This window comes from Actinoplanes sp. NPDC023801, assembly GCF_040639655.1.
GTDB lineage: Bacteria > Actinomycetota > Actinomycetes > Mycobacteriales > Micromonosporaceae > Actinoplanes.
On the sequence record NZ_JBFAAI010000015.1, the window covers coordinates 68066 to 91004 of the forward strand.

Consider the following 22939-nt stretch of genomic DNA (forward strand, 5'->3'; position numbering starts at 1 on the left):
TACGGATACGGGCCGACGTGCCGCACGGTTGAACCGGTCCGGCGTGAACCCACGTACCGATGCCTGTGATCCGCCGCCTGCTGCTGACCTACCTGTCGCTGGCCCTGGCTGTCCTGGCCGGGCTGGCGTTGCCGTTCGGCTACGTCTACCAGCGCGGCGAGCAGCAGCACGCGCTCGCCCAGCTGGAACACGACGCGGAGACCCTGGCCGCCTTCATCGACACCGCGCTGCGGACCCGGCACGACGACGAGATCGGATCGCTGGTCCGGGACGCCGCCCGGCGGTGGTCGGCGCGTATCGACCTGGTTGACGCCGCCGGGCGCACCGTGGTCACCACCCGCGACGACGGCACCGGCGCTCCCGATCTGACCGGGGTGCTGGTCAGTCACACCCCGGTGTTCAGCGGCATCGGCGGCGGGCGGATGTCGGTGGCCGTACCGGTTCATCCCGGACGACCGTCGCAGGGAGCGCTGCAGGTGAGCGTGTCCAGCAGTCCCGTGACGGCTCGCGTCCACCAGTTCCGGGGTGTGCTGGCCGGCGTCGGGGTGGTGGTGCTGCTGTGCGCGACGCTGATCGCGCTGGCGCTGGCCCGGTGGATCGGGCGTCCGGTCGGGGAGCTGGAGCGTGCCACTCGCCGGCTCGCCGAGGGCTCCACCATCCCGGCGTCCACCACCTCGGGTCCGCCCGAGCTTCGCCGGCTGGCCACCATCTTCAACACCACGGCGGTACGCCTGAACGAGCTCATCGCCGCGCAGCGCTCGTTCGTCGGTCACGCCTCGCACCAGCTCAAGACGCCACTGACCGCCCTGAGGTTGCGGCTGGAGAATCTGGAACGGGACGTCGCCGCGGGCGGTGAGGCCAATCTGCGGGCGGCGCTGGCCGAGACGGACCGGCTGGCCACGCTGGTGGACACCCTGCTGGCGATGACGCGCGGCGAACACGGGACGACGCCTGCCGAACGCGTGCCGATCGGTACGACAGTGGCGGCGCGGGCCGCCGCCTGGACTCCGGTGGCCGAGGAGCGCGGGGTCACGCTGTCGGTGCGGGCAGCGGGCGAGGTGACAGCGCACGTGGTTCCCGGCGGGCTGGAACAGATCCTCGACAACCTGATCGCCAACGCGCTCGACGCCGCTTCCCCCGGCAGTGGCGTCGTGGTGACCTGGGACAGCGACGGCACGACGGCCGAACTGCATGTCATCGACGCCGGGCCGGGGCTCAGCGACGAGCAGCGCAAGCAGGCGTTGCAGCCGTTCTGGCGGGCTCCCGGCGCCCGCAGGGGCGGCACCGGTCTGGGCCTGGCGCTGGCCGGCAAACTCGCCGAGGCCAGCGGCGGCCGGGTCCGTCTCGACGCGGCCGAGCCGACCGGGATCGACGCCGTGGTGGCTCTGCCCGCGGCGGCACCGGATCAGTCCGTGGTGAGGGTGAAGGAGGTCTCCTCGACGTAGCCGGCACCGGTCTGGGCCGGTACGAGCGCGAAGTGGTCGTTCTGCACCCGGACGAACCGGTCCGAGTAGTTGGACGAGGTGAGGCGGACCGTGCCGGGTTCCGCGCCGCGCTGGGCGCAGAAGGTGGCGTCCTGCCGGAACAGCTGCCGGTCCTCCGCCCGGCTGACCACGATCCGGAACGACGAATGCCGGACGTAGCGGCCGTCCGCGGTGCGCAGTGAGACGCAGGCCGGGTCCGCCATTCCCGGCTGCAGGATGAACCGGGTTCCCGCGCCGCCGGTCGTGGTCACCAGGTCCTCGCCGTTGAGAGTGACGACGGTGCCGGGCCGTCCGGCGGGGCGGATGACGACACGGCCGGCCGGAAGCAGGGTGGGCGCGGCAGCCGACGGCGGCGGTGCGGAGGGAGGGGAACTGGGGGTCTGGCGTACCACCGGCGCCGTGGACGATCGATCCGGTGAGCCGCTGGGCAGGGTCAGATACACCCCACCGGAGACGGTGGCACCGACCGCCACGACCGCTGCCACCTTGACGCCGGCGAGGTGGGTCAGCCATCCGCCCGCACCGGCTCCGGCCGTGTTGGCGGCTCCGGCGGCCGTCGCGGGATCGCCGATCGGTACCAGTGCCAGCGAACCACCGCCGAGGAGGAGGCGTTCGACGGGGATGAGGCCGGACCTGGTGCTCCCGCAGCGGGGACAGTCGCGTACGTGCCGGGCGAAGCGTTTACGCCATCGCGGGCCCGGGACGCCGTCCCAGCCGGCGGTCAGGGCCTCCAGCTCCGGGCACGGCGGCTCGGCCTCGAGCGCGGCCACCAGGTGACGGCTCAGCTCCAGCTGGTGGCGCATGCGCTGGAGCCGGACCCGGGCGTGTGCCGCGCCGATCCCGAGCGCGGCGACGACCTCGGGCCGGCCCAGGTCGCCCATCAACTCCTGCCACCACAGCGCCGCCAGTTCCTGGTCGTCGCGGTCGAGCCAGCGGGCGGCGTGTGCCACCTGCCGCCGCTGCGCGGACATGCCCAGCCGCAGCAGGGTGACCTCGGCGAACTCGGCGTCCGGGTCCGGGAGGTCGGCGGCGTCGTCAAGTGCCGCCGTCCGCTCCCGGTCCTGCTGCCAGGCCCGGAGGCGGCTGCTGGTCTGCCGCATGGCGATGGCGACCAGCCAGGACCGGAAGCTGGCGGGCGCACGCAGGGACGGCAGGTCCCGGTGCGCCCGCAGCACGGTCTCCTGGACGACGTCGTCGACGTCGGCGTGACCGCCGAGGGCCCGGCCCACGATGCGGTACAGCATGGGCAGGTGGGCGGCGAGCAGTTGCTGCTCGGCGTGACGGTCGCCGTTGCGGGCCGCGACCACCAGATCGGTGAGTTCGGTCCGGATTTCTGTTACGGCGTCACGCCGGTCAGCGTCTCCCAGACGGGCGTGGCTTCCGGCCCCGCCGCCACCTACCTTCACCCGTACTCCCCGTCACTGCGCCTGCCCGGTTCGGCGAGCACCAATGTTAATGGCAGATATCGCGTACATGATAGGTGCTTTATCTTTTGTTCGGTCGCGGAGAATACCGGCCGGAAATTGGCGTACGACCGCATCGGTTTCTGTTTTCCGGTGAATTCACCGATTCATTCCAGCGAAGCGTCGTCCAGGTGTAAACCGTCGGTTCCGGCGGCGGTCTCCACGTAGAGGGTGGCCCGTGACAGGGTCCCGGTCCAGGAGACCGTGGCACTGCCGGTCAGCAGCGTCCATCCCCCGGTGTTCACCGTGGCCGCCGGTGTCAGCTGCACGTAACTGGTCGTGGTTCCGCTGGTCAGCGCCAGGGTCACCTTGGCGCTGGGGGTGCCGCTCTGGGAGCGGACCCAGATGTTCGTACGGTAGGTGGCCCCGTTGGTGAGGCGACCGGTGAGGTCCTGGGCCGGACCGTTCCAGGCGGCGGTACGCCCGGTGATCGCCAGTGACCGTGTCCCGCTGCGGGACACGGCGGTGCTCGCCGACAGGCTGCCGCCGCCGAACACCTGCCAGCCGTCGGTGCCGTTCTCGGCGGTGCCGTTGACGAGCAGGTTCCCGCCGCCGGCGGTGCTGAACTGCCACCAGTCGAGGTTGAGCAGATGGCCGGTGCCGCCGGCGAATCGCAGGTAGAGGTCCTGGGTGCCGGTGACGCCGCTGACCGGGCACGTGACCGTGGTCCAGGTCTGCCAGCCGCCGGTGCCGCCCGTCGTGCACGTGCCGGCCAGCGTTCCGGCCGGACCGCCGAGGCGGACCTCGATGCGGCCACCGGACGACCCGGAGGCCACCCGGGCCTGCAAGGAGGTGGCGCCCGCGCCGAAGCCGACGCCCTTCACCTTGAGGTAGTCACCGTTGTCGGTGTAGGCCACGCTCATGCCGCCGCCGGAGACGGGTTCGGTCTCGACGCCCGCGGCCCAGGCCGTCGTCTCGGCCTCCTGCCGGACGTACGGGTTGAGCGTCCCGATCTGCGGTGGCCCGGCGGTGGTCATGTTGATCGTCGGGATGGTGCCGTCGGGCCGGTAGGTGAACCGTTCCACCGCCACGGACCTGGTGAAACCACCGCCGCCGGGCAGCGCGCCGTTGTGGTAGAAGAAGTAGGAACCGCCGTTGAAGTCGATGACGCCGGCGTGGTTGGTGAAACTGCCGCCCTGACGCGGCATGACGGTCCCCCGGTACGTCCACGGGCCGGTCGGTCCGGGCGCGGTGGAGTACCCGATGAACTCCGAGCAGCATTCGGCGGCGAAGACGTTGTAGTAGAGGCCGTTGCGCTTGAAGACCCACGGGCCCTCCTCGTACAGCGTCGGCCGATCGGGATTCCCGGTTCTGGTGCCGTAGCCGGCAGTGGTCAGCGGGATCCGGGTCGGGCCACCCGAGTAGCTGATCATGTCGGTGTTCAGCCGGACGTACCAGAGATTGGGGTTGCCCCAGTACAGGTAGGCTTGGCCGTCGTCGTCGACGAGCACGTTCGGGTCGATCTCGCCGTTCTCCACCAGGGGCCGGCCGATCGCGTCGGTGAACGGGCCGGTGGGGCTGTTCGACACGCCCACGCCGATGGCCATCCGGCCGGTGGCGCGGTTCTTGACCGGCACGTACCAGTAGAAGCGGCCGTTGCGTTCGGTGACGTGACCGGCCCACGCGTCGGCGCTCGCCCAGCTGAAGGTGGCCAGGCTCATCGGCGAACCGTGGTCGGTCCAGTTGGCCATGTCGGTGGTCGAGTAGACCCGCCACTCGCGCATCGTGAAGTAGGTGGAGCCGTCCTCGTCGTGGCCGGTGTAGACGTAGAGGCGGCCGTTGTGCACCAGCGGCGCGGGGTCGGCGGTGTAGATGGTCTGCACGATCGGGTTGTCGGCCCGCGCCGGAGCGGGCAGGAGCGCGGCGAGTACCGCGAGGACGGCGAACACGGCCCTCATGAGACGAACCTGAAGGTCGCGTCCTGCCGGTCGGTGGTGCTCGACGCGGCGCCGACCGGATCCAGGCGCAGCACGTACCCGGAATGTCGCAGGTGGTGGGTCGGCATGTTGTACGAGCGCAGCGATGTCCATCCGGGATCCGCCAGTCCCGCACCCCGCAGGAACGTGGCGTCGGCCCGGAAGCCCGCGGTGCCGTCGACGGGGTCGAGGCGGATCTGGGTGCCGCTGTGCCGCAGGTAGTGGCCGGGCCGGTTGACCGACTCGAAGGAGACGCCGCTGCCGGCGAGCCCGGTGACCGCTCGCCACAGCTGGTCCTGGTGCGGGTCGAACGGGTGGGTGTCCAGCCGGATGCTGCCGTTGTAATGCCGCACGAACCGGTCGGGGTGGTTCCAGGACTTGAGGCGTGTCCAGTCGGGCAGGCCCCAGCGGCTGACCATGGCGTGGTACTCGGCGTCGGTGATGCCGACCGTCGAGCCGGCCTTGGCGTTCAGCGGCGGGGTGTGGTCGCGCTGGTTCCGCGGCATCCACGCGCCGCCGCCCACGTCACCGGGGGCCCAGGCGTCGAAGCCGTGACCGGCCGGGGAGAACGCGCCTGCCCCGGGCCGCCGGGCACCGGCGTCGAGGAGCGGGGATCCGGGGTCGAAGTACACCTGGGGGGCGCTGACCGTACGGAAATCGGTGGTGTAGTTGACCATCAGGACGTCCCGGGTGCCGTTGGCCGACGAGTAGGCGATGCCGTACTCACGGCGGCCGGCGTCCCAGAAGATCGCCGGGGACCAGATGTGGGTGTTCATCGTGTGCATGCGCACGTGCCGGTATCCGGTGAAGCTCGCCAGGTCGGTGGAGTCCCAGATGTGCAGATACTGGCTGCCGGGCCCGGTGCCGAGTCCCTTCAGGTCGGTGGCGGCCACCACGAAGGTGCCGTCCTGCCGGCGGTGGATGTACGGGTCGCGCAGGCCCCGCTGTCCAGCGGTGGGTGTGGTCACCGGCTGGTTCTGGTTGAGCGGGGACCAGTGCAGCCCGTCGCGGCTGACGGCCAGGTGCAGGCCGTAGTTCGCCCCGGACTGGCTGGGCGTCTCGGTGAAGTAGGCGAAGGCGTAGGCGGTGGTGCCGGCAGAGATGCGGGCGGAGGTGCGGGGGACTGTTCGGGGAACGGTGGTCATCGATTCTCCAGTTGACCGGGGGAAGGGTCGTGGGGGGTCAGCGCCGGATCCACCGCTGATTCACGGCGCCGGAGCACGACCACAGCAGCACCGCGGTCCCGTTGGCGGTCAGATTGCGGTCGACGTCGAGGCAGAGGCCGGTGGCCGCGTTACGGAGGGTCGTGTCGGAGTGCGTCTCCCACTGCTGGGCTGCGGTGCCGGTGCAGTCCCACAGCCGCACCCGGGTGCCGGCGGCGGCCCCGGCCGGTACGTCCAGGCACTTGCCGAGGACCTGCAGGCTCTGGCCGTTGACCGTCCAGCGCTGATTGGCACCGCCGTTGCAGTCCCAGATGACCGGCTGGGTGCCGTTGGCGGTGGCACCGTTCGGGGCGTCCAGGCAGCGGCCGGCGGATTCGCTGACCAGGGTGGTGGTCGTCGGCTGCGGGGTGCTTCCGCCGCTGAGACGGTAGACCGCGGTGGCGTGGGCGGCGACGGTGGCACTGATCGCCGAGGTGGTGGTGCTGGTGGCTCCGGTCCACGCGTCGACGAGGGTGAACGAACTGCCGGTACGGCCGAGCGCGGCCGCGGTGGTGGAGATGGTGGTGGTGCTCGCGCCCTGGTTGAACAGTGCGACGGCGATGTCACCGTTGGCCAGGGGCTTGGCGAGGATCCGGCGGGTGCCGTCGAAGGAGACCTGCCGGGCCTGCAGACCGAGGGTGTCCTGGTTGATCGCGACCAGGCGGGAGTTGGTGAGGATGCTCCGGGTGGCGGCCGACATGGACCGTACGTCGTTGCCGGCGATCAGCGGGGAGGCCATCATCGCCCACAACGCGAAATGGCTGCGCATCTCGGTGTCGGTCATGCCGCCGTTGCCGACCTCGAGCATGTCGGGGTCGTTGAAGCCGCCCGGGGCGGCGTAGTGGGCCAGCGGCACGGTCACGTCGACGATGTTCTGGATGCCCATCGGGTACCCGTTGGTCTGACCGGTGTTCCAGGCGTTGGTGATGTCCTCGGTGGTCCGCCACATGTTGGCCACGTCGCTCCAGTTCCGGCGTGGTCCGGTTTTCTCGTGGATGCTGTTCGGGTTGATGCTGTAGAAGATCGGCCGGCCGGTCGCCCGCAGTGCGTCGCGCATGAGGGCGAAGGTGCGGACCTGGTCGTCGATGGTGCCGGTGGGTGAGCACCAGTCGTACTTGAGGAAGTCGACACCCCATGAGGCGAACGTGGCGGCGTCCTGGTACTCGTGGCCGCGGCTGCCGGTGGCACCGGGATAGGCGCCGAAGTACTGCGCGCAGGTCTTGTCGACCGGCACCTGATAGATGCCGAACAGCAGGCCGCGGGCGTGCAGATAGTCGCCGAGGGCCTTCATTCCGCTCGGGAACCGCTGCGGGTTGGCACGCAGGTTGCCGGCGGAGTCGCGGTTGGGGTCGAACCAGCAGTCGTCGACGACGACGTACTTGTAGCCGAGGTCGCGCATTCCGGAACTGACCATGGCGTCGGCCGTCTGCCGCAGCAGGGTCTCGTCGATGTTGCAGCCGAACGTGTTCCAGGTGTTGAAGCCCATCGGTGGCACCCGCCCGACCCCGTTGTCCAGGGCTTGGGCGGCTGCCGCCGGCACGGTGACGACTGCGGCGACCGCCATCAGGAGGGTCGCGGCAAGGCGGTTGAGAGATCTCATCAGCAGCTCCTTCTCCACGCCTTCATGTGAGCGCTCACATAGGCGAACTCGACTGAAGGATTACAGAGGCGACGCGCCGGTCGCAAGGTTTCCGGCGCATTTCATGGCCGGAGAATGCGCTCCTGAAAAGTGTTACGCCCGGCCATTCGGACCAGTCGTAGCCAGATAGATGGCGGCCGCTTGAGCGAGGTGAAATCATCTGGCAATATCTCGCGCCATCACCGCCGTTCTATCTTGTTATCGCTAACAGGCTAGGAGCATCCCCCATGAGCAGATTGCGCAGACGGCTGGGCCTCGCCCTGACCGCCGTCCTCGCGGCGGCCGCGGTCGTCGTGGGCGCCGCACCCGTCGCCTCCGCCGCGACGATCGACACCAACGCGTCGTACGTGCTGGTCAACCGCCAGAGCGGCAAGGCCCTCGACGTCTACAACCTGGCCACCAACGACGGCGCGCGGATCACCCAGTGGTCGCGTAACGACGGCGCCCAGCAGCAATGGCAGTTCGTCGACTCCGGCGGCGGCTACTACCGGCTCAAGTCCCGGCACTCCGGCAAGGTCCTCGACGTCTCCGGCAACTCGACCGCCGACGGCGGCCCGATCGTGCAGTGGACCGACAACAACGCCGCCAACCAGCAGTTCAGCATCCAGGACATCGACGGCTACATCCAGCTGATCAACCGCAACAGCGGCAAGGCCGTCGAGGTGCAGGGCGCGTCCACCGCCGACGGCGCCAACATCGTCCAGTACTCCGACTGGAACGGCGCCAACCAGCAGTGGCAGCTCGTCAAGCTCGGCGGGACGACCCAGCCGCCCCCCGGGACGTTCACCAACCCGGTCGTCTGGCAGGACTTCGCCGACGGCGACATCATCCGCGTCGGCGACGCCTACTACTACTCGGCGTCGAACATGCACTACTCCCCCGGCGCGCCGATCCTGCGGTCGTACGACCTGGTCAACTGGGAGTACGCGGGCCACTCCGTGCCGCGGCTGGACTTCGACTCCGCCGCCTACGATCTCGGCAGCTCACGGGCGTACGTCAAAGGGGTCTTCGCCTCGACCCTGAACTACCGGCGCAGCAACAGCACCTACTACTGGATCGGGTGCATCGAGTACAACCGCACCTACGTCTACACCGCGTCGGCCGTCGACGGCACCTGGTCGAAACGCGCCCGGATCAACAACTGCTACTACGACGCCGGGCTGCTGATCGACGACAACGACACCATGTACGTCGCCTACGGCAACTCCACGATCAGCGTCGCCCAGCTGTCCGCCGACGGGCTCAGCCAGGTCCGCGCCCAGCAGGTGTTCCAGACGCCGTCCAGCGTGGGGACGCTCGAAGGGGCCCGGTTCTACAAGCGCGGCGGCTACTACTACATCTGGCTCACCCGCCCGGCCAACGGCCAGTACGTGCTGCGCTCGACCAGCCCGTTCGGACCGTACGAGATGCGCCAGGTCCTGCTCAACATGCCCGGCCCCATCCCCGGCGGCGGCGTGCCGCACCAGGGCGGTCTGGTGCAGACCCAGGCCGGCGACTGGTACTACATGTCGTTCGTCGACGCCTTCCCCGGCGGCCGGGTCCCCGCCCTCGCGCCGATCACCTGGAGCGCCGACGGCTGGCCCACCATCCAGACCGTCAACGGCGGATGGGGCACCACGTACCCGAAGCCGAACATCAGCACCACCCGGACCGTGCAGCCGATGATCGGCACCGACACGTTCGGCGGCACGAAACTCGGCCCGCGCTGGGAGTGGAACCACAACCCCGACAACACGCGCTGGTCGCTCAACAGCGGCCTCCGGCTGCAGACCGCGACCGTGACCAACGACCTCTACAACGCCCGCAACACCCTGACCCACCGCATCCAGGGCCCGGCCTCCACGGCCACCATCGAACTCGACTACAGCACCATGCGCGACGGCGACCGCGCCGGCCTGGCCATGCTCCGCGACTCGTCGGCGTGGATCGGCGTCAGACGCGACAACGGGCAGACCCGGGTCGTGATGACCAACGGCCTCACCATGGGCAGCGGCTGGGTGACCACCGGCACCGGCAGTGAGGCGGCCGGCACCGCGGTCTCCGGCGGAAAGATCTGGTTGCGTGCCCGCGCCGACGTCCGGCCGGGCTCGGGGCGGCAGGCGACCTTCTCCTACAGCACCGACGGCACCAACTTCACGCCTCTCGGCCCCGCGTTCACGCTCAACAACGCGTGGCAGTTCTATCCGGGATATCGATTTGCGATGTTCAACTACGCCACCCAGGCACTGGGTGGAGCCGTCACGGTCAAACAGTTCCAGATGACCGCACCCTGACAGTTGTCCGCGATCAGGCGGCGGCGCACCAGGCCGGACGGCAGGTGCGCCGCCGCCTCGCGTCCCATCGGCCTCATCCGCATCGGCAGGCACCGCCATCATCGCCCGCGCCCCAAACCGTCTCGCCGGACCGCCCGCAGGGCCGATCATGTCGGAGTGACGATCCTGACCCGCATGCGCCTGGGCGTACGCCTGGCGGTGGCCTTCGCCGTGGTCGTCGTGCTGATGCTGCTGATGATGGCCGAAGCGCTCGGAACGTCCGCGAGCCAGCACACCGCGACGGTCCGAATGGAAGGCGCCCAGCAGTTCGTCAGCACGGTGAAGGACGCCAAGTACTCCGCCGCCGACTTCAACGGCTGGCAGACGGCGTACGCCTTCGACGCCGTACGCGGCATCCCGGGCGCCGCCGCCGACACCGGGTCGTCGCGTGGCAACTTCCTCGCCTCCGTAGAGACCTTCCGCCGGCGCATCGAGACGGCCGCCGGTCAGGCGCCCACCGGCTCGGCCCACGACGACCTCGATAAGATCAACGGACTGCTGGACGACTTCCTGGCCGTCGACGACGAAGTCGCCCGGCTCTACGCCGCCGACGACGACAAAGCGGCCAGCGCACTCGTGATGGGCCGCGCGATCGAACTCTTCCAGCAGATCGGCGACCTGCTCGACCGGGCGGCCACCACTGCCGACAGCGAGTTCGCCGCGGCCAAACTCGACGCCGAGAACGCGCATCGCAGCGGCACCCGTCTGACCTGGGCGGTCGGCGCCGGCGCCGTCCTGCTGGCCGGGGTGCTCGCCGTGATGGTGACCCTGTCGGTGACCCGGCCCGTCGAACGGATCCGCCGACGGCTGGAACTACTCGCCGAGGGCGACCTGGCCACGCCGCTCATGGTCACCGGCCGCGACGAGGTGGCCGAGATGGCCGGCGCCCTCGGCCGCAGCCTCACGTCACTCGGCCAGGTGATGCGCACGATCGACGACTCGTCCACCGCGCTGGCCACCGCCGCCGAACAGATGGCGGCCGCCTCCACCGAGATCGCCGCCTCCGCCGAGGAGTCCGCCGTGCAGGCCCAGGCGGTAGCCGACGCCGCCGGCCAGGTCTCCGGCAACGTACAGGCCGTCTCCGCCGGCAGCGAGCAGATGGGTGCGTCGATCCGCGAGATCGCCCACTCCACCAGCGAGGCGGCCGCCGTCGCCGGTACCGCCGTGCAGGCCGCCGAAGCCGCCAACAGCACGGTCGCCTCCCTCGGTGAGTCGTCGCGGGAGATCAGTGAGGTGGTGAAAGTGATCACCAGCATCGCCGAGCAGACGAACCTGCTGGCCCTCAACGCGACAATCGAGTCCGCCCGGGCCGGCGAGGCCGGCAAGGGCTTCGCCGTCGTGGCCGGCGAGGTCAAGGAACTGGCCCAGGAGACGGCGCGGGCCACCGAGGACATCATCCGCCGCGTCGAGGCTATCCAGAGCGGCACGACGAGCGCCGTGGCGGCCATCGGCGAGATCGCCACCGTCATCCGGCAGGTCAGCGATTTCCAGACCACGATCGCCTCAGCGGTCGAGGAACAGACCGCCACCACCGCCGAGATGAACCGCAGTGTCTCCGACACCGCGCAGGCCGCCGATCAGATCGCCGTCAACGTCTCCACGGTGGCGGAGGCCGCCCAGCTCACCACGCAGGGCGTCACCGAGGCACAGCAGGCCACCGCGGAGCTGGCCGGCATGTCGGCCAATCTCCGCGCCCTGGTCTCGCACTTCCGCTACTGAGCCCCGGCTCACGGGGCGCCCGTCTGCCACCCGCCGATCATCGGCCCGCGGCATCACGCCGGGCACTGAGTATTGTTCGGTGATGTCGCGCAGCAACGAAGCCGGAAGAACGCAGCGGAAAGCCGCCAGGCAAGAACGTATCGAGGCCGTGCTGGCCCGCCGGAGCGGGTTCGTCCCGCCGGTGGCGTCCGGCGCCGCGTTGCGGTTCGCCGACGACTACGCGCGGACCAACCTGCTGACCTATCTGTACGACGCTCTCGACGCGCCTGCCGCCGGCGCCCGCGTGGCCGGCTACGAGGTGGCCGGTCACGGCCGTCGTGCCGGGGAGACCAACCGCGAGCGTGCCCGGCGCGGCGTCTCCCTGTCCGCCGGCTCCTGCCTCCCCGGCACGCTCGGTGACCTGTTCGGCGCACCCACCGGTGACACCCGGCCCGACGTCCCCGGCGCCGAACCCACCGCCCTGACCTGGGCGGGCATGTGGTCCGACCAGTGCCTGCTCGGTGGCCTCCAGCATGCCCACACACTCGCCGAGCTGGTGATCGCCGGCGACATCGGCACCGTCGAGACCATTGCGGGTCTGCCACGGGCCGACGCCTACGCGGACCACTCGCTGTCGTTCGGTGCCATCCCCAACGACGTGCTGTCGCTCGCCGTCGACGCCTTCCGCGAACGGCTCGAGGACCACGAGGAGATCTTCGACCCCGAGCGGACCGTCGACATGACCGCGCCGCTGTCGGCGCTGCCGGAGATGCTGCTGGCCGCCCGCCACGACTGGACCACCACCGAACTGCTGGCCCTGGTCATCGCCGGGCTCGCGCCGATCGAGCGGGCGACGTCTCACTTCTGACCCCCGCCGCCCCGCCGCGCGGAGCGGCTCATGAGGTGCACGGGACACCGTCGAGGCGGCAGTCCTCGGGTGCAGCGTCGATCAGAGTCGCGCCGTGCACCTCGAAGGAGACAGACACCTGCTCACCGGGCTTGATCGAGGCCGTCGTCCCGTCGGGTACTAACGTCCACACGGCGTCCTGCCGGGTGACGGTCGCGCCCTTGACGTCGTCGATCCACAGTGTGGATCGGGGCAGCGTGACGGTAAGCGTCCATCCCGTACGGCTCGCTACACCCGGGTTCGCGACCGTCACCTCGGTCCGGTAGCCGAGCAGCCCGACCACGTACGGCGTGGTGGTGTAGCCGGCCGTCAGCGGCACGGGGGCCACGCTCGCGCCGGCCGCCGGTGGTCGCGAACCGGCGACGCCCGCGGCCCGTGCCGGTGATCGGGAGGCTCTGACCGCCGCCGGTGCGGTGGCGGCCGTCGCCGGGCCGGCGGACGGCGAGACGGTGACCGGCGCGGGCTGCCGCTCCGGCAGTCCGGCGGCCTCCTCCGGGCGGACCGGCCGCTGGTACGGCCGGGTCACCAGCAGCACGACCAGCACCGCCGTGATCGCCACGGCGGCCAGCCCACCGGCGGCCACCAGGAGCCGGCCGGCCACCGGGCGGGTGCCGGCGGCTCCGGCCGGACGCACCCGCGGTTCCGGCGACGGGCCGGTCAGCATGCCCGTGGCCAGCCGCCAGGCGGCGTCCCGGACCACATCCATCGGAGAACGCCGCCCGCTCATTCGGCGACTGCCTGCAGGCCGGCAGGTGACTCGGCGCAGGTCCCGCCGTCGCCGGTGACGAGGGACGACGGGATGCGCACGGTGGCGACGAGCCCGCCGGGTGCGTTGGCGAGCTGGACGGTGACGTCCTGACGGGCCGCGAACCGGCCGGCCGCCCACAGTCCCCACCAGGTGCCGCCCGGCGGTGGCTCGGCGTCGGCCATCACCTCGTGCCCGGTGGCGAGGTCGTCGCCGGTCATCCCGGGCCCGGTGTCGGTGACCGTGACCAGGTAGCCGTCGGGTCGGTGGTGCCCGGCAAGAGCGATGCGCGAGTCGGCCGGCGCGAAGGTCGCCGCGTTCTCCAGCAGTTCGGCCAGCAGGTGGACCACGTCGGTGACGGCGGTGCCGGCCAGATGGGTGGGCCCGGCCTCGGTGACGGTGACGCGTTCGTGGTCGCCGATCTCGGCAGTAGCCTCCGCCAGCACCTCGGTCATCGGCACGATGCGCTGCCGGCGGCGTTCCGGTGTGCCGCCGGTGAGGGTGATGGACTTCTCCAGGTTGCGGCGCAGCCGGGTGCCGAGGTCACCGGCCCGGCGCAGGTCGGCAGCGGTCTCCGGGTCGCCGGCGCGACGGGCCAGCGCGTCGAGCAGGCGTAGCTGCCGGTGCAGCAGCCCCTGGTTGCGGCGGTCGAGGTCGTGCAGCAGGACGTCCGGGCGGTACCGCGGCGCGGCGGACCGTTCGGGGGCGGCGGAGATCCCGCTGCCGGTACGGCCGCGCAGTGCCACGATCAGCACGGCGACCAGGGCGACGAGACCGATGCCGCCGATGGTGCCGGCCCAGACCGTGGCCGTGACGGCCCGCGGGGTGGCGGCGTCGGCGGCCTCCCGCGCGGCCCGGTCCTGCAGATCCCAGAGTGCCGTGTTCAGTTCGTTGAATGCCGGTGACCAGGCCGACGGGTCCGGGATGCCGTCGGGCCGGGCCGCGATGTCGTCCTCGAGGGCCCGCAGGCGGCTCAGTGCCGGGCCGGCGGCCAATTGACGGTGGCGTTCGGCGGCACCGGCGGGAAGGGCGGCGCCGGCTGCGGTGAACAGGTCACGCCGGGCGCCGGCGAGCTGAGTCAAGCGGATCCGGTCGGTACGGGACGGGCCGCGCCCGGCCGCTGCGGCGGCGGCCAGCAGGGCGTCCTGTTCGGCGAGGAGTTCCCGGGAACGGCTCAGCGCGATGATGCCGTTCGCGGTGCTGTCGCGCGGCGCGGTGCGGACGGTCGGTGCCGCGGCGCCGGACGGGTCGATGACGCCCGCGTAGGCGGTGACGGCCTGCCGCCGGTCGACGCGGCCGTCGTCGATGCCGGCCCGCAACGCTGGCAGTGTCTCCATCCGTTTCAGCAGCTCGTCGGCCGTACGCTCGGTGTCCGACGTGGTGAACCGGTGCAGCCAGGACCGGTCCGCCTGCCGCAACCGGCGGGCCGCGTCGTCGGTCCGGGCCCGCTGGGCGTCCCGTTCCACGACGGGCGGCCCGGTGACCGTCAGCCGGCGTTCGGCTTCCAGGGCGAGCACCGCCTCGTCGACCGGCCGGTCGAGCCGGTCGGCGGTGACCCGGTCGGCGAGCGCCCGGACGGCCGTGGTGCCGGCGGGTACGGCGGCCGCGGCCCAGAACGTCACGAGCAGCGCGGCGCCGATCAGCCGGATCCGGCGGCTCACGGGGTGGCCTCGGGGTCACCGAGCAGTTCGCGGAGCCGGCTGAGCAGTTCGTGCCGGTCGGTGCAGCCCAGTCGCTGCCGGATACGTGCCATGTGATGCTCCACGGTCTTCGCCGACAGGTACAGCCGGTCGGCGATCTGCCGGTACGTCATGCCGGCCAGCACGAGCGCGCCGACCTCGCGTTCGCGGGCGCTGAGCAGCTGCTGGCCGGTGGCCGTCGAAGCGGGGTGCTCGGCCCTGATCCCGCGGTCCTGCATCGCGCGGGCCGAGTCGAGCAGCAGGGCCATCGCCTTGCGGTCGGAGGTGCGGATCGCGGCCTGCCCGGCGAGCCGGGCGGCGTCCCAGGTGAGCCCGGCCAGGCTCAGCGTGCGGGAGGCGGCCACCACCGTCCCCGGGTCGGCCCGCCCTGCGAGTACGCCGAGCCAGACCGTCGCGGCGGCGGCGAAAGCGGCGGCGTACAGCCCGGCGGTCCGGGCGGCGTCCAGGACGGTGGCGTGCCGGCGGGCGGTCTCCTGGTCGTCGGCCAGGATCGCGGCCTGCAGCCGGTACCAGTGCGTCAGGACCGTCCACGCCGGCGGGTCGCCGAGTTCGGCGAGCAGCCGGTCGGCGTCGGCGAGATGCCCGGCGACCCGGTGGAACTCGCCGAGGCGTGCCGCGGCGACCGCCAGTTCGCCGAGCGGCAGCAGGTTGAACAACTCGACGGGCTGGCCGATCAGCGCCTGGCAGGCGTCCGGCCAGGCGCTGCGCAGCCCGACCAGGTCGCCGTTACGGCGGGCGAGCGCGACCCGCAGCGCCGCCGCGAGCAGGTCGTCGCGGCCCTGGGCGGCGGTGGCGGCGGCCGTCGCGGGCAGGCGCTGCTCGACCTCGGTGAGCCGCCCGCGCAGCAGCAGCACCCAGGTACGCAGCAGGTGGTGCCGGGTGGCGAGCAGGGCGCCGCCGGTGCCACGGTGCTCGGCGCGGGTCAGCAGGGTGTCGGCGACGTCGAGTTCGGTGCAGTGCATCGCGAGGAGGGCGCCGGCCGCGGCCGGGCTGTCCGGCAGGAGGGCGGCCGGCCCGGCCGGATCGATCAGGGTGGCCGCTTGGACCAGGGTGGACAGGGCGGTGGCCGGCGGGCCGGTCACCGATTCGGCGATTCCGCGGGCCATCAGGGTCGCGGCAGCGCTCAGCGACGTCGGCGGCTGGGCCGTGGGGTCGTCCGGGCGGATCAGGCGCTGGGCGTCGCCGAGCCGCCCGACCGCGGTGAGACCGACGGCGGCGAAACCGTTCGCCACGTCGGTGCCGGCCCACTCGTAGAGGCGGACGGCCTGGGCGGTCTGCCCGCGGTGGGCCAGGACGGTGGCCGCCACGTAGGCGGCCTCGGCCCGCTGCTGCGGTGTGCCGGCGGCCAGGACCTGGTCGGTGAGGCGGGAGGCGTGGTCCAGGTCGCCGGCCAGCGCGGTGGCCAGGGCCCGCCGGGCCGCGGTGGTACGACCCGCTCCGGCGGCCGCGGCGAACAGTTCCGCGGCCAGCGCCGGATCGTCACCGAGCGCCTCCTCGCCGGCTGCCTCGTACACGTGGCCGAGGCCGCTGCCGGCGGCGCCGGGCACCAGGCCGGGCGCGGCGGCGACCCGCAGCAGGGGCCGGACCAGCGGCAGGACCGGGCCGCCGCGGGCCATCTGCTGGGCGGCGAGGCGCTGCCGTACGTCGATGCGCTGACTGATCGGGGCGAGGGCGGCGATCGCCCGCCGGGCCAACGGAACGAGGGTGCCGTCGGCGGCCAGCATGCCGGTGGCGCGGCCCGCGTCGACGAGTTCGGCGACGTCAGCATCGCGGTCGACGACCGCGGCGACCAGGTCGAACGAGAGCCCGGCACCGGCCTCGACGGCAAGCAGCAGGGTACGGACGTCCGCGTCGAGTTCGTCGAGCTCGGCGGCGAACGGGGCGAGCGCGGCGACCGGTACGTGCGGCGGATCGCCCGGTCCGGTGGCGGGGAGGGCGTCGGCGAGGCGGGTCACGTACCGGGCGATGCCGGAGGTCTGCGCGATCACCCAGGCGACCAGCTCCTCGGACGGGGCGGTCAGGTGCGCGGCGACCTGGGCGGGCGTCAGCGCGGGCAGGGTGATGGCCGGGCCGCCGCGGCGCAGCACCTCGATCAGCCGCAGCAGTTCCGGGCGGCGCGGCCACGGCCGGTGCGCGACGACGATCCGCGCGTCCGGGCGCTCGGCGTGCTCGCGCAGGTCGTCCAGCTGCTGCGGGGTGAGCAGGTGAGCGTCGTCGATCAGCAGGACGTGGTCGGCGGAGGGATGCCGAGGCGGCCACGGCCCGGCCACGGTTGCTCCGGCGCTGCGGTACGCGTCGGTCAGCTGCCGCAGCAGGGCGGTCTTGCCGTGACCGCCGGGCGCGCCGACGCAGGCGTGCAGCGGGGCGGCCGGGTCGGCGGTGACCCGGGCCAGGACGGTCGTCGTCATCGGGCATCCGCCCGGACCGGCGTGCGGTTCAACGGCGGAAGGATCGCGAACGCGTCGGTGGGGCCGGCGACAGAGCGCTGGCCGGCGGGTACGGCGGGCCGCCCGGCCAGCGCGGCACCGATCGCCACGGTCATGCGGGGCTGGGGGTCACGCACGATCGGTGCGGGGAACACCGCGGCGAGCAGATCGGACACGTACGTACATACGGCCCCATCCGCTCCGGCGATCAACATTGCCGACAGATCCTCAGGTTTGTGTCCACAACTGCGCACCAGCGCGGCCGTCAGATCCACGGTGGGCCGGATCAAAGCCCGGGCCTCCGCGGGCGTCAGACCGTCGGCCTCGAAACCGCCGACGTCACTGAGCTCCGCGGACGCGAGCAGTTCCATCCGGCCCGGCTGCTGAGGCGCCACCAGGGCCACCTCGGCGGTCGAGCCGCCCAGCCGGTAGACGCCCAGCAGGCCGCCGACGGTGGCCGCGCGGCCGGCGGCCTGGTGACACTCCACCACGGCACGGGCCCGGGCCACCGCGACGCAACCCATCAGGTCGGCCTCCGCCAGGCCGGCCTGCAGCAGCCCGAGCCGGCCGGCACCCCAGCCGGACGGGTGGGCCAGCGCGACGCGGACCGGCGGCTCCCCCATGATCTCCCAGACGCGGTCCACCACCCACCGGGCCATCGCGGCGGTCAGGCCGTGGGCCGGGAAGTAGCCGCCGCCAAAGTACATCGGCAGCGGATCGCCGACCCGCTGCAGGTAACCGCCGACGGCGTCGGCCGGGTGCTGCCCGACCTCGGCCGGGACCACGGCGCCGTCCGCGGTCATCCGCAGCGCGGAGGCGACCACCGGCGAACGGGCGCCCAGGGAGATCGGCTGCGCCGGTCCCCAGCCGGGTTCGCCGGTGCCGGCCGGACGGCAGATGGCCGCTTTGACGGTGCCGACACCGATGTCGATTCCCAGCACGTAGGACACGCGTTCAACTCCTCAGACGGCGGTACCCGATGTTCGTACCAAATGGCGGGTTTGAAACGTCCCCCCAAAAATCGGGCGCCAGAGATCCCCTAATCCCCTAACCGGCGGGCGGGCCGAGTGGGGGACCCGGCCCCGATGCCCGTCGATGGCCCCCGCCGTACGTTTCTTCTCGGCGCCGGGCCCGCGCCGCTCGATCCGCATCTCAGCCCGATCCGCACCGCCCCGATACGCACCAGCGTCAAGGAGCTCGCCATGACCTCGCCCACCCTGCAGGACTTCGTTCTCAACCTGATCTACGACCCGGCCGCCCGGTCCGCGTTCGAACTGGACCCGGAGGCGACCCTGCGGCACGCCGGGCTGGACGACATCACCGCCACCGACGTGCAGCAGGTGCTGCCGCTGGTGATCGACTCCGCACCGGTCGCCGGGCTGACCGGCCCGGACGGCCTCGACGACCTCACCACCGGGGTGGCCAGCCTCGACGTGGCCGGTGCGGTGGCGCAGCTGCAGGCGATCGCCGCGCACGTCACGCCGCACGACGCGGTGGAGGTCAACGCCACCAGCAGTGTCAACGTGACCGTGCTCGGACTGGACGCCGACGGGCTGGCGCAGGTCTCGGTGCTGCCGGGCGCCGTCGACCTGAGCGTCGGCTCGGCCGCGACCTCCGGTGGGCTGTCGGCCGACCACGATCCGGCACTCGACGTGGACAGCGCGGTGGCCGTCACGACTCCGGCGGCCGGGACGGCCTCGGTCTACGGCGTGCAGCCGTACAGCACGGGAGCCGGCGACGCCGGGCTGAACGACGACCTGGGCGGAGTTCTCGATACCGTGACGAACGCACCGTCGGTGGTGGAACCCGCCGGATCCGGACTTCTTGACGTCCCGGGGGTCCACGAGGCAACCTCTTCGATCGGATCGCTGATCCAGCCGGACCTCGGTTCCGTAACCTCCATCGACGCGGTCGACGGCCTGGGCGGCACCGTGACCGGCACGGTCAGCGGTGCCGGCGACACCCTGCACGGTGTGACGGGTCTGCTGGGCCGCGGCGACGACGCCCCCGAGCAGCCGGCGCACGGCGAGGTGTTCGGCATCTTGTAAGGGGCACCATGACGAAAGGCTGACGGACGCGGATGACGAACTGGGAAGCCGGGACGACGGCACAGACGGGTCCCGCCTCCCTGATTCCGCGTCCGCGGCCGGCTCCCGACCCGCTGCGCGGTGCCGCCGTCGGCACCGATCCCTGGTGGATGGACACCATGGACGCGGTGATCCGCACCTGTCACGCGCACGGCCGGCCGGATCTGGCAGAACGTCTCGCCCGCCGCCGGGCCCGCCTGCTTCACCCCCAGCTGCGGGTCCTGGTGGCCGGCACCGCCCAGCAGGGCCGCAGCCGGCTCGTCAACGCGCTGATCAACGCACCCGTGTGCGGCCTCTTGCCGGACACCGACGCCGTCGTGCCCACCGTGGTACACCACGCCGACACCCCGACCGCACACCTGATCAGGCGTGAGTCGGCAGCCGCCGACTGGACGGCAGCGGTCGGGCTGCAGGCGCGGATCCCGCTCGTCCCGGACCGGCTCGCGGCGTCGCTGGCCGAGGCCACCGCAGCGCTGCCCGGCGACGCGCCGGTGCACGTCGACATCGGCGTGCCGCGGTCACTGCTGGCCGGTGGTCTCGTGCTGATCGACGCGCCCGCGCTGTCACCGGCCGCCGGGGACGACGCGGTGGCCGCGGCCCGCGATCTCGCCGACCGGGCCGGCGCCGACCTGGTGCTGTACGCCTGCGAGGCGGGCCGGCAGCTCAGCGATGCCGAACTGACCGTCCTGGCCGGGCTCGGACAGATCTTCCCCGGACTGGTGGTCGTCCTCACCAAGGCGGACTACGCCGCTGACTGGCGCCGGGACGTGGCGGAGAACCGCATCCGGCTGAACCGGGCCGGCATCCCGGCGGCGGTGGCCGCGGTGTCGTCGTCGCTGCGGCTGCACGCGGTACGTACCGGTGACGAGACCCTCAACCGGGAGTCCGGCTTCACCGACCTGCTCGTCCACCTGCGGCAGATGGCCGGCGCCAAACCGGATCGCCTGGCCCGGGCCACCGCCGGGGCGCTGGGCCGGCTCGCGCTGCAGGAACTCGCCGCACCGCTACGTGCCGAACTGGAGAATCAGGACGCGGCCGGCTCCTCCGACGCCGCGGCGAACCTGCAGGCCACCCACCGGCGGCTCGACGACCTGCGCAAATGCACGGTCCGCTGGCAGAACCGGCTGTCCGACGAGGTCGCCGACCTGATGTCCGACATCGAGCACGACCTGCGGGAACGGGTGAAGGCACTGCTCGCCGAGGCCGACGAGTTCTTCGCCACCAACGACCCGGCCAAGACCTGGGACGAGTTCGAGTCGTGGCTGCGGGACGCGTTGCGGGATCTGGCGCAGACCAGCATGACCGGGCTGGCCGAACGCACCGAGTGGATGGCCCACCGCACCGCCGGCATGTTCCCGCCGGAGGCCGGCAACGTGCTGCCACCGACCGCGCTCGCCATCACCGACGGCAACTCGCTCTCGGGGGTGTCCACGCTCGACGCGCCACCGGTGGCGACGTTCACACCGGGGCAGAAACTCTTCATCGGACTGCGCGGGTCGTACGGCGGGGTGGTGATGTTCGGTCTGGCCACCAGCCTGGCCGGCATGTCGTTGATCAACCCGATCTCGATCGGCGGTGGCGCGCTGTTCGGCGGCAAGAGCGTCCGCGACGAGAGCAAGACGCTGCTCAAACGGCGGCAGACCGAGGCACGCAACGCGGTACGCCAGCACGTCGACGACATCTTCACCAAACTCAACAAGGACGCCCGTGACAGTGTCCGGCAGGCACAGCGTGCGCTGCGTGACCACTTCACCGCCGTCACCGAGGACCTGCAGGAAGACGCCATGGAGTCGCTGCGCAACGCCAAGGCCGCCGCCGATCGGGATGCCGCCGCCCGCGAGGCCCGCAACCGCCGGGTGCGCGAGGAACTGACCCGGCTCGCTGAACTGCACGCGCAGGCGCAGGCCCTGACCGAACGGGCCCGGGCTTGATCAGCGACGAGCTGGAACGGCGTACGCACGACCTGCTGGTGCGGGCGGCGCACGTCTACCGCGGGCATCCGCACGCCGGCGCCCGGCTGCGGCGCACCCTCGAACGGTTCGCCGGGCCACTGCGCCTCGCGGTGGCCGGCGCCGAGCGGACCGGCAAGTCGACACTGGTCAACGCCCTGGTCGGGGAACTCGTGGCACCGGTCGAGCAGGCCGGCTTCGTGACCTATCAGGACGGCACGCAGCCGCGGGGCTGGCGACACCCGGAACACGGCCGCCCGTACGAGGTGCCGGTGACCCGGACCGCCGACGGGCTGCGGCTCGGACTGGACGCCCCAGCGCCGCGAGCGGTCGTGCAATGGCCGAGCCGGGTGCTACGACGGACCGAACTCATCGACACCGGCCCGTCCCTGCCGCCCGGCACGGTCCTGCCGGAGGCCGACGCGGTCCTGCTGCTCACACCCCAGATCGGCGAGCCGGACCTCGACTTCCTGCGCGCCGGCCGCGGGCTGCGCGGCCCGGCCGCGTTCCCGATCCACGCCCTCGTGGTGCTCAGCAGGGCGGACACGCACGGCGACGGCCTCCCGGACGGGCTGCTGGAGGCCCGCCGGATCGCACGGCGCCGCCGGCGCGAACCGCTCCTCGCCTCGCTCTGCCAGGACGTCGTGGCGGTCTCCCCGCTGATCGGGTACGCCGCCCGCACCCTGCGCGACGACGAGTTCCGGGCCCTCGCCGCGATAGCCGCACTCCCCCGCGCCGACTCCGATCCGCACCTGCTGTCCACCGACCGGTTCACCGCGGCGGCCGCGCTGCCCGTGGTCGACCCGCGGGTCCGGATCGAACTCCTGCGACGGTTCGGTCTCGGCGGGATCCGGCTGGCGCTGGCGCTGGTCCGTACCGGCTCGGCCACAACGGCCGCACTCGCGGAACGGCTGCACGAGTACAGCGGCCTCAAAGACCTGCAGACCTCGGTCTCGGAACTGTTCGTGGCGCGGCGTGCGGCGCTCAAGGCCCGGTCCGCGCTGATCGTGCTCGACCATCTGCTGCGCACCGAACGCCTTCCGCCGTCCGGGCAGCTGCTCGCCGAACTGGAGCTGCTGCTGGCCGGTGCACACGATTTCGCGGAGCTGCGGTTGCTGTCGGCGCTGCGGTCCGGGCGGGTGACACTGCCCGCGGAGACCGCCCGGGAGGCCCTGCGGCTGCTCGGCGGTGCCGGTACGAGCCTGGGCGAACGTCTCGGCCTGCCCACCGAGGCCACCGTCGACCACATCTGGACGGTGGCCGGGGACAGCGCCGGACGCTGGCGCCACGAGGCCGGCTCCGGCGCCCGCACCCCGGCGCAGCGGCGGGCCGCCGCCGTGGTGCTGCGCAGCTGCGAGGCGATCCTTGCCGACGGCGCGGTACCGGCGTCAGACGCGTAGGCGTCGTTCTC

General features: G+C 72.2%; 15 protein-coding genes. 7 read left to right on the forward strand and 8 right to left on the reverse strand.

The features are described from left to right. Positions 1–59: 59 nt before the first annotated feature. The gene (locus AB0G04_RS25470; RefSeq protein WP_360987394.1) at positions 60–1445 is read left to right on the forward strand and encodes a HAMP domain-containing sensor histidine kinase; all 1386 of its coding nucleotides are present in this window, start codon (positions 60–62) and stop codon (positions 1443–1445) included. Here AB0G04_RS25470 and AB0G04_RS25475 read toward each other — a convergent pair. The 4 genes from AB0G04_RS25475 to AB0G04_RS25490 all read right to left on the reverse strand — a co-directional run bounded on the left by AB0G04_RS25475 (position 1406) and on the right by AB0G04_RS25490 (position 7665). Beyond that, positions 1406–2890, reverse strand: a complete 1485-nt coding sequence (locus AB0G04_RS25475; RefSeq protein ID WP_360987396.1) for a sigma-70 family RNA polymerase sigma factor — start codon at positions 2888–2890, stop codon at positions 1406–1408. The genes AB0G04_RS25470 and AB0G04_RS25475 overlap by 40 nt on opposite strands. Before the next feature lie 164 nt (positions 2891–3054). Beyond that, positions 3055–4845 carry a family 43 glycosylhydrolase gene (locus tag AB0G04_RS25480; protein WP_360987398.1) on the reverse strand — a complete coding sequence of 597 codons (1791 nt, stop codon included), beginning with the start codon at positions 4843–4845 and terminating at the stop codon, positions 3055–3057. Then, positions 4842–6008: an AbfB domain-containing protein gene (locus tag AB0G04_RS25485; RefSeq protein ID WP_360987400.1), complete on the reverse strand. Its 1167-nt coding sequence runs from the start codon at positions 6006–6008 to the stop codon at positions 4842–4844. Before AB0G04_RS25485 ends, AB0G04_RS25480 begins: the two co-directional genes overlap by 4 nt. 37 nt (positions 6009–6045) lie before the next feature. Next, on the reverse strand, positions 6046–7665 hold the full coding sequence (locus AB0G04_RS25490) for a ricin-type beta-trefoil lectin domain protein (RefSeq protein WP_360987402.1): 1620 nt from the start codon (positions 7663–7665) through the stop codon (positions 6046–6048). Positions 7666–7931: 266 nt separating this feature from the next. Here AB0G04_RS25490 and AB0G04_RS25495 point away from each other — a divergent pair, with 266 nt between their 5' ends. The 3 genes from AB0G04_RS25495 (at position 7932) to AB0G04_RS25505 (ending at position 12582) form a co-directional block, all read left to right on the forward strand. Next, positions 7932–9977 (forward strand): family 43 glycosylhydrolase, encoded by a 2046-nt coding sequence (locus AB0G04_RS25495; protein WP_360987404.1) that lies wholly within the window; start codon positions 7932–7934, stop codon positions 9975–9977. Positions 9978–10133: 156 nt separating this feature from the next. Continuing rightward, the gene (locus tag AB0G04_RS25500; protein WP_360987406.1) at positions 10134–11735 is read left to right on the forward strand and encodes a methyl-accepting chemotaxis protein; all 1602 of its coding nucleotides are present in this window, start codon (positions 10134–10136) and stop codon (positions 11733–11735) included. An 82-nt stretch (positions 11736–11817) separates the two neighbouring features. Further along, positions 11818–12582 carry a hypothetical protein gene (locus tag AB0G04_RS25505; protein WP_360987408.1) on the forward strand — a complete coding sequence of 255 codons (765 nt, stop codon included), beginning with the start codon at positions 11818–11820 and terminating at the stop codon, positions 12580–12582. A 28-nt stretch (positions 12583–12610) separates the two neighbouring features. On the opposite strand, the gene AB0G04_RS25510 is transcribed toward AB0G04_RS25505, so the two are convergent. Genes AB0G04_RS25510 through AB0G04_RS25525 form a run of 4 tightly spaced genes read right to left on the reverse strand, consistent with a single transcriptional unit; the run spans position 12611 to position 18442 of the window. Further along, positions 12611–13348, reverse strand: a complete 738-nt coding sequence (locus AB0G04_RS25510; protein WP_360987410.1) for a cellulose binding domain-containing protein — start codon at positions 13346–13348, stop codon at positions 12611–12613. Next, complete coding sequence (locus AB0G04_RS25515; protein ID WP_360987412.1) at positions 13345–15027, reverse strand: ATP-binding protein; 1683 nt, start codon at positions 15025–15027, stop codon at positions 13345–13347. The genes AB0G04_RS25510 and AB0G04_RS25515 overlap by 4 nt, the downstream gene beginning before the upstream one ends. Next, positions 15024–17474, reverse strand: coding sequence for a LuxR C-terminal-related transcriptional regulator (locus tag AB0G04_RS25520; protein WP_360987413.1), 2451 nt, complete (start codon positions 17472–17474; stop codon positions 15024–15026). The genes AB0G04_RS25515 and AB0G04_RS25520 overlap by 4 nt, the downstream gene beginning before the upstream one ends. Further along, complete coding sequence (locus AB0G04_RS25525; protein WP_360987414.1) at positions 17471–18442, reverse strand: hypothetical protein; 972 nt, start codon at positions 18440–18442, stop codon at positions 17471–17473. The genes AB0G04_RS25520 and AB0G04_RS25525 overlap by 4 nt, the downstream gene beginning before the upstream one ends. Before the next feature lie 252 nt (positions 18443–18694). On the opposite strand from AB0G04_RS25525, the gene AB0G04_RS25530 reads away from it, so the two are divergent. The 3 genes from AB0G04_RS25530 to AB0G04_RS25540 are packed head-to-tail and all read left to right on the forward strand — an operon-like array spanning position 18695 to position 22928. Continuing rightward, the gene (locus tag AB0G04_RS25530; RefSeq protein ID WP_360987416.1) at positions 18695–19540 is read left to right on the forward strand and encodes an IniB N-terminal domain-containing protein; all 846 of its coding nucleotides are present in this window, start codon (positions 18695–18697) and stop codon (positions 19538–19540) included. A gap of 32 nt (positions 19541–19572) precedes the next feature. After that, positions 19573–21510: a GTP-binding protein gene (locus AB0G04_RS25535; protein WP_360987418.1), complete on the forward strand. Its 1938-nt coding sequence runs from the start codon at positions 19573–19575 to the stop codon at positions 21508–21510. Beyond that, positions 21507–22928, forward strand: coding sequence for a GTPase domain-containing protein (locus tag AB0G04_RS25540; protein WP_360987420.1), 1422 nt, complete (start codon positions 21507–21509; stop codon positions 22926–22928). The genes AB0G04_RS25535 and AB0G04_RS25540 overlap by 4 nt, the downstream gene beginning before the upstream one ends. The last annotated feature ends 11 nt before the right edge of the window (positions 22929–22939 follow it).